Genomic DNA, 4,600 nt, shown 5'->3' on the forward strand with positions numbered 1-4,600 from the left:
ATCCGCGCGCGCTGGCCCGATGGCGCTGAGCGCCGTCGCGCGATTGATGCGGCGCTGGCCCCGGGTGGGCGACTTGATCCGCTCGCTAATGCCTCGGATACGGCGGTTCTCCAGTGGCTTGGTGCCCCAAACGCGAGCGCACAGGCAGGGGTCTATACGTTAGCGATCAAGTCAGACGATCCCGATGATCTGACAATTCGCCAGCTGCGGCTGTTGGGCAGCGCCGATCTGGTTATCCATGACGCAGACGTCACTGCGGATATTCTGGCGCGGGTTCGCGCAGATGCATCGCTTTCCATATTTGACGGCCAGGAGCCAGTGTCGCGCGAGGGGCGGATCATTGTCCGGTTGATGCGGGCGACAGCAGGAAGTTCATAAAAACCGTCGCGACCGGCTTGGTCGCATCCTCTTGCCACGCCCGCGCCTCGACATTGGCGACACGGCGACCAAGCCGGATGACCTCGCCCACCGCATAGGTGCGCAGTTCTCGCCCGCCACGCATGAAGTTGATGGTAATGTTGACCGGCTTGACGCGATAATCCCCGCCAATGCGGGCGCGCAATGCGGCTATGGCGGCGATCTCAAGCAGCCCGCTCAGCGCTCCGCCGTGCAGATAGCCCGGTCGCCCCGTCACCGCCGGGCTGAAATCGTAAGCTATCACCGGCATTTCGCCCAGCAAATGGTCGACATTCATGCCCATCGTTCTGGCAAAGGGCGGCAGGATCGCTTCGATGGCGGCAATGGTTGCTGTGTCGCTCATCAATCAGCCCAGAAAGTTTTCGACGTGGATGAAGGTACCGGCAACATGCGCCACGGGGTCACCCGGGTCACCATCATGCGCAACCCCACGCACAAAGGCGATGGAACGGGTGTATTTATAACATTCGCCGCGCCCGAACACCGTCTTGCCGGGGGTCGCAGGGCGCATGTAATCGACGCGCAGATCGAGCGTCACTTGCGGCCGAAAGGCTTTCATTGCGGTCCACACCGAAAGGCTGGTGGCATTGTCCATCAGGCTGATGATTGGCCCGGATGCGATAACGCCGCTGCTTTCATCACCGATCAGATTTTCGCTGTAGGGCAACTGCAGTTCGACCCAATTGTCACCATGGTCGCCATAACGCATGCCGATATGGCCACCATGACCGTGGCCTAGCATCATCTGCATGAAGGCGCGCGGGCTGAAGGTGAAGCTCTCCGGTGGCTGACCTGAGGCCTGGTCATTAACGGGTGCAGGGGTGTCGCTAGACATGAAGTGCATCTTTCATTCGACAGGATAACAGGCGTTGCCTGGCTCAGCGTCCCATCAGACAGCAAACTGCACGATGGTCAATTGCCATTTCATGCCACCGGGTTGCAGCGCAGCAGCTCCATTGCCACAGCGGCGGGTGAAGCATCCGGGCGCTGCAATTGACGATTGCTGCCCTGCCAAGCCCGGTTATAAGTCAAAACACGAAAAAGCCGGGGGGTCATTTCAAACGCATGTTCAATTCTTCAGATCAAATCGGCCAGATCGGCGAACTGATTCAGCTTGCCATGGCCCCAGCATTTCTGCTGGTGGCCACCGGCAACATCCTGCAGCTATTTGCCGGGCGGCTCGCACGCGTGATTGATCGCGAACGGGTGCAGATGGCCGCGTTTTACCGCACCGAAGGCGAAGAGCACACTCGTGTCGTGCTTGAACTGCGCAATCTTGACCGGCGGGCAGGCGTCGTAAATTCCGCCATTCTGCTCGGAACGCTTGGCGCGATGACGGTGAGTCTGCTGATCGCGACGCTGTTTATCATGGGGTTGACCGGCCTCGACCTGAGCGTCGTCATCGCAGCGGGCTTTATCCTGGCGATGCTGTTGCTGATTGTTGGCCTGACGCTGTTCGTGGTTGAAGTGAGGCTGGCAAACCGCAACATCCACGTAGAAAAACAGTTGCTCGAACTCGAAGACGAAGCCGCTTAGCGGTTTAACCAGCGGCGGGCGGCGTGGCTGCAGCATCGGCCCCGGCGGCGCCTTCGCCTGCCTCGGCAGCGGCAGGCGCTGCTTCGTCAGCAGGGGCAGATTCGGGCGCGGGTGCCGCAGGCAGGGGCAGGGGACTGTCCGTCAACGAGTTCATATAGGCCATCACATTGGCGCGGTCTTCCGGCTTGCCGAGGCCCGCAAAGCTCATCTTGGTGCCCTCAGCATAGGCGCGCGGCGATTTGAGCCAAGCATTCATTTCGTCGAAGGTCCACGGGCCTGCCTTCGCCTTCAAGGCAGCCGAATAATCAAAGCCGGCAACCGCAGCATGCGGCGCGCCCATGATGCCGTAAATGTTGGGACCAATGCCGTTGGCACCGCCCTTGGCAATCGAATGGCACGACGAGCATTTGGCGAAAACCTTTTCACCCTGCGCCGCATCGGCACTGGCGAGCAGCGTTGCGATTGGCACTTCAGCTTCTGCCGTGGCTTCGGACGAGACGACACCTTCGATCACAAAACCAAGCTGCTCAGGGCGCTCGGGCTTGTCGGCATGGAACATTTTGCCGCTGAGTATTGACAGGCCAAGCGCGGCGATCATTGCGCCCAGAACCCAACCTGCAATGGTGTTGCCTTTGTTTTCCATGCCCTGTTGCCTCATCTTTTCATTCGGCCAGGCTGATTTTCCTGCACCGGAACCGTGGAGTGAGGCTTTGATGCCGCGTCGCAACAAACCCCCCGTCTGACGGTTGCTCTAATCGTCACAATCATGGTTCGCAAGCCCCGTTGCGCCGGTTTTCGCCTTGTCGGCAGCCCATCCGCTGCTTATGCGACGGCCATATGGCCAGCTATCCAAAAATCGCACAGTCGCTTATCGCTACGATGGCAGCACGCGCCGCCGATGCGCCTGAGCGGGCCATCGCCTTTCAGGGTGCGCCTGGCGCCTTTTCGCATATTGCTGCGCAGGCGTTCGCACCCGACGCCCTGCCGCTGCCGTGCTTCTCGTTCGAAGATGCGATGGACGCGGTCAAGGACGGGCGCGCGGCACGTGCCATCATCCCGATTGAAAATTCGCAGCATGGCCGCGTGGCTGACATCCACTTTCTGTTGCCCGAAAGCGGACTGAACATCGTCGCTGAGTATTTCCTTCCGGTCCACCATTGCCTGCTTGCGAAAAGCAGTGGGCCGTTCGCGTCCGCGATCAGCCATCCACAGGCACTGGGTCAATGCCGCCAGTATCTGCGCGGCAACCATATCGCGCCGGTCAATTACGCCGATACGTCGGGGGCGGCGGCGTTTGTTGCTGAATCTGATGACGCCGGGCTGTGCGCCATCGCCTCGCGATTGGCAGGTGAACTGTTCGGGCTGGATATTGTGGCTGAGAGCATCGAGGATGCGGACCATAACATGACCCGGTTCGTTGTTCTGGCCGAAAGCGCCGATGACCCTTTGCCAGGCAACGGCCCGGTCATGACCAGCATGATTTTTGAGGTGAACAGCATCCCTGCTGCACTGTTCATGGCGTTATCCGGCTTTGCCACCAATGGCATCAACATGACCAAGCTGGAAAGCTATATCCGCGGCGGCAGCTTTGCAGCGGCAGAGTTTTATGCGGATATCGAGGGCATGCCGGGTGATCCGCCGGTGGACCGCGCGCTCAAGGTACTGGCCTATCACAGCAAATGGGTGCGCATATTGGGCAGTTATCCGCAGGCACTGCAGCGCGTTTAGCAGAAATCAGCTCTCACTTTCTGCCGTGCGCCCGAAGTGGCGATCAAGTCGCTTCATAATCGGCGTAACCGACAGGCCATGAATGACGATCGATGCAAGCACGATCAGCCCCACGACCTCCCACAGCAAATGATGCTCAGGAAAATCGCCGTGGTTGACGGCAAAAGCGAGATAATAGACCGACCCCAGTCCCCTGATCCCGAAAAACGCGATGACAAACAGCTCAAGTTTCGGTCGGTCTACGCCGATGAGCGCGATCCAGCCGATGAGCGGGCGGATGATCAGCAGTACCACCGCAGCCAGGCCGACGGCCTGCCAGCTTATTGACGCCAGCAGTCCGCCCCCGGTCAACATGCCCCCGAACAGCAGCAACAGCACCATCATCACAAGCCGCTCGGTCTCGTCAGCGAAATCAAGCAGTTCTCGATTAAATTCATCGCCCTGTGATGCATTACGCAGCATCAGCGCGGCGACAAAAACCGCGAGAAACCCATAGCCCTGAACAAATTCTGCTATCGCATAGATCGCGAGGGTCATGCCAAGGGCAATAAAGCCGTCACCGGTGCGTGACAGCCTGGTATCGTCGGGCAGGAAATAAATGATGCGCCCCAGCAACCACCCGCCAGCCAGCCCCGCGAGCAAGCCGAGACTCAGTCGCCAAATGACATCGTGCCATAACCATAATCCCAGCCCGCCCGCACTCAAGCCTGCGCCCGCTGCGAGCAGAGCCAGATAGACAAAGGGAAACGCAAGTGCATCGTTGAGGCCAGCCTCTGACGTGAGCGCAAAACGCGCCTCACACCCTTCATCACCATCTGACCGTTCGATCTGGACATCGGAAGCCAGGACCGGGTCGGTCGGCGCCAGACAGGCGCCAAGCAGAATGGCGGAAGCCAGAGGCAGGCCGATGATCCACATG

Annotated in this window: 6 protein-coding genes and 1 pseudogene; 3 read left to right on the top strand and 4 right to left on the bottom strand. The window is 59.7% G+C overall.

From position 1 onward, the window contains the following. Positions 1–378 (top strand): annotated as a pseudogene (locus ACEW8G_RS06130) (siroheme synthase); the annotation flags it as partial. Here the strand turns inward: ACEW8G_RS06130 and ACEW8G_RS06135 are convergent. Together ACEW8G_RS06135 and ACEW8G_RS06140 are read right to left on the bottom strand one after the other, a co-directional pair. Then, a complete protein-coding gene (locus ACEW8G_RS06135; RefSeq protein ID WP_373487556.1) occupies positions 338–760 on the bottom strand; it encodes a PaaI family thioesterase in 423 nt (140 codons plus the stop codon). The pseudogene ACEW8G_RS06130 and the gene ACEW8G_RS06135 sit on opposite strands and share 41 nt — an antisense overlap. A 3-nt stretch (positions 761–763) precedes the next feature. Beyond that, entirely contained in the window at positions 764–1,252 is a 489-nt protein-coding gene (locus tag ACEW8G_RS06140) for a PaaI family thioesterase (protein WP_373487557.1), read from the bottom strand. A 230-nt stretch (positions 1,253–1,482) separates the two neighbouring features. Here ACEW8G_RS06140 and ACEW8G_RS06145 point away from each other — a divergent pair, with 230 nt between their 5' ends. Then, entirely contained in the window at positions 1,483–1,953 is a 471-nt protein-coding gene (locus ACEW8G_RS06145) for a DUF2721 domain-containing protein (protein ID WP_373487558.1), read from the top strand. Positions 1,954–1,957: 4 nt separating this feature from the next. Here the strand turns inward: ACEW8G_RS06145 and ACEW8G_RS06150 are convergent, their stop codons facing one another. Further along, positions 1,958–2,596 (bottom strand): cytochrome c family protein, encoded by a 639-nt coding sequence (locus ACEW8G_RS06150; protein ID WP_373487559.1) that lies wholly within the window; start codon positions 2,594–2,596, stop codon positions 1,958–1,960. Positions 2,597–2,790: 194 nt separating this feature from the next. Here ACEW8G_RS06150 and ACEW8G_RS06155 point away from each other — a divergent pair, with 194 nt between their 5' ends. Beyond that, positions 2,791–3,681 (top strand): prephenate dehydratase, encoded by an 891-nt coding sequence (locus ACEW8G_RS06155; RefSeq protein ID WP_373487560.1) that lies wholly within the window; start codon positions 2,791–2,793, stop codon positions 3,679–3,681. Positions 3,682–3,687: 6 nt separating this feature from the next. Here the strand turns inward: ACEW8G_RS06155 and ACEW8G_RS06160 are convergent. Then, positions 3,688–4,600, bottom strand: a 913-nt coding sequence (locus tag ACEW8G_RS06160; protein ID WP_373487561.1) for a cation:proton antiporter, incomplete at its 5' end; no start/stop codon positions are given.

It is taken from the genome of Blastomonas sp. (genome assembly GCF_041747255.1).
GTDB lineage: Bacteria > Pseudomonadota > Alphaproteobacteria > Sphingomonadales > Sphingomonadaceae > Blastomonas.